The organism is Actinosynnema sp. (assembly GCF_052038725.1).
The window spans coordinates 1-2,056 of record NZ_JBQGCX010000991.1 but is presented as its reverse complement, the minus strand read 5'-3'; the positions used below and the strand labels follow the sequence as shown (position 1 = coordinate 2,056).

Genomic DNA, 2,056 nt, shown 5'->3' with positions numbered 1-2,056 from the left:
CGCCCACCGGGGTCGCGCCCCGCGAACCCGCTCCCGCTCCCGCTCCCGCCCCGCCCGCGCTACCGCTTCCGCTTGACCTTGATCAGGTCGACGTCCGGCCCGGGCGCCCTCATGTCCCGGAAGTCCACCCCGAGCGCGTCCACGGCCCGCCCGGCGAGCGCCATCCCGCGCTCGGACACCGCCCGGTCCCCGGCGTCCTCGGCCGCCCGGACCTGCACCCGGAAGCTGAAGAAGTCCAGCTTCGCGTCGTAGCTCAGCGCGCCCTCGTCCGAGAACCCGCCGCGCAGCACGTCGTGCTCCCCGGCCTCGGCGAGCAACCGCGCCCGCCCGGTCTCGTCCAGGTCCGCGAACCTCCCGCGCACCATGACCCGGTAGGTGTGATCGGCCACGAGCTCCTCCTGACGACGCGGACGCCCGCGAACCGGACGCCCCGGAAACCGCGCCATCCTGCTCACCCGTCCCCGCCGCCCGCAACGGGATTACGGGCGCGCCGCCCCCGCGAGGGGGACGACGCGCCCGCGGCCTCACCGGATCACAGCCCGCGCTGCAGGTTCTCCGCCAGCAGCCGCACGAACCGCGACGGGTCGCCCAGCTCCCCGCCCTCGGCCAGCAGCGCCATCCCGTGCAGCAGCTCCACGGTCCCGGTCAGCGACTCCCGGTCCTCCCGCTCGGCGAACGCCGTCCGCAGCCCCGACACCAGCGGGTGCTCCGGGTTCAGCTCCAGGATGCGCTTGACCGGCGGCAGCTCCTGCCCCATCGCCCGGTACATCTTCTCCAGCGTGGGCGTCAGGTCGTGCGCGTCGCCGACCACGCACGCGGGCGAGGTGGTCAGCCGCGAGGTCAGCCGCACCTCCTTGACCTGCTCCGCCAGCAGCCCGGTCATCCACGAGGTCAGCTCGGCGAAGTCCGCGACGCGCTCGGCCGCCGCGGCCTTCTCCTCCTCGCTCTCCAGGTCCACCTGCCCCTTGGCCACCGACTGGAACGTCCGCCCGTCGAAGCCCGGCACCGAGTCGACCCACATCTCGTCGATCGGGTCGGTCATGATCAGCACCTCGTACCCCTTGGCGCGCAGCGCCTCCAGGTGCGGGGAGTTCTCCACGGCGGTGCGCGAGTCACCGGTCATGTAGTAGATGTGCTCCTGGCCGTCCTTCATCCGCTCGACGTACTGCGCCAGGGTGGTCTTCTTCTCGGCGTCCTCGGTCGAGTCGAACGAGCACACCGCGAGGATCGCGTCGCGGTTGTCGACGTCGCTGAGCAGGCCCTCCTTGAGCGCGGTGCCCAGCTCCCGCCAGAACACCGCGTAGTCCTCGGGCCGGTCGTTCAGCATGGTCTTGATGGTCGACAGGACCTTCTTGACCAGCCTGCGCCGCATGAGCTGGATCTGCCGGTCCTGCTGCAGGATCTCCCGCGAGACGTTCAGCGACAGGTCCTGCGCGTCCACCACGCCCTTGACGAACCGCAGGTACTCGGGCATGAGCTCTTCGCAGTCGTCCATGATGAAGACGCGCTTCACGTAGAGCTGCACGCCGCGCTTGTGGTCGCGCATGAACAGGTCCATGGGCGCCCGCGACGGCAGGAACAGCAGCGCCTGGTACTCGAACGCGCCCTCGGCCTGGAGCCGGATGGTCTCCAGCGGGTCGTTCCAGTCGTGGCTGACGTGCCGGTAGAACTCGGCGTACTCCTCCTTGCTCACCTCGCTGGACGAGCGCGCCCACAGCGCCTTGCCCGAGTTGAGCACCTTCGGCTCCGGCGCGGCCGGAGCCTCGGCCTCCTCGCCCTCCGCCGCGTCTTCCGCGTCCTCAGCGTCCGTCGCGTCCGCCGCCACCGGCTTGGCGGGCTCGACCAACCGCACCGGCCAGGTGATGAAGTCCGAGTACTTCTTGACGATCTCGGTCAGCTTCGCCGCCGACGTGTAGTCGGGGAGCTGGTCCTCCTCGTCGGCGGGCTTGAGGTGCAGGGTCACCGACGTGCCCTGCGGCGCGTCGTCGACCTCCTCGATCGTGTAGCGGCCCTCGCCGGGGGACTCCCACCGCACGCCCTGGTCGGGCCCGGCCCG

The 2,056-nt window shown here is 71.4% G+C and carries 2 protein-coding genes; both read right to left on the bottom strand.

All coding sequences use genetic code 11. The features are described 5' to 3' along the window. Positions 1-59: 59 nt before the first annotated feature. A complete protein-coding gene (locus ACTUAL_RS21030; protein WP_440901447.1) occupies positions 60-389 on the bottom strand; it encodes a DUF6204 family protein in 330 nt (109 codons plus the stop codon). Positions 390-532: 143 nt separating this feature from the next. Further along, positions 533-2,056 (bottom strand): molecular chaperone HtpG (htpG, locus tag ACTUAL_RS21025; RefSeq protein WP_440901446.1); only part of this gene is annotated, 1,524 nt, incomplete at its 5' end.